This is a genomic window from Pseudomonas sp. HY13-MNA-CIBAN-0226, from assembly GCF_040310305.1.
Lineage (GTDB): Bacteria > Pseudomonadota > Gammaproteobacteria > Pseudomonadales > Pseudomonadaceae > Aquipseudomonas > Aquipseudomonas gregormendelii.
The window spans coordinates 1-245 of record NZ_JBEOPS010000526.1 but is presented as its reverse complement, the minus strand read 5'-3'; the positions used below and the strand labels follow the sequence as shown (position 1 = coordinate 245).

The following is a 245-nucleotide window of genomic DNA, read 5'->3' as shown; positions in this document are numbered from 1 at the left end:
AGATCGATCTGCGCCAAGGTTACGCGCAAATCGATCTGAAAAAACCCAGGTGAGGTCAGGACAAGAAGCCACCGTCCACGTTGAGCGAAACGCCCGTGGTGTAGCTCGATGCGTCACTGGCCAGGTACAACACCGCGCCGGCCATTTCGCTGGGGTCGGCCACGCGCTTGAGCGGGATCTGCGCCAGGGCAACTTTCAGGATCGAATCGTTCTTGACCAGCGCCGAGGCGAACTTGGTATCGGTC

1 protein-coding gene is annotated in these 245 nt (G+C 59.6%); it reads right to left on the bottom strand.

What is annotated here, in order from left to right; all coding sequences use genetic code 11:
• Positions 1–55 precede the first annotated feature (55 nt).
• Positions 56–245, bottom strand: a 190-nt coding sequence (locus AAEZ05_RS29760; RefSeq protein WP_350650235.1) for an SDR family oxidoreductase, incomplete at its 5' end; no start/stop codon positions are given.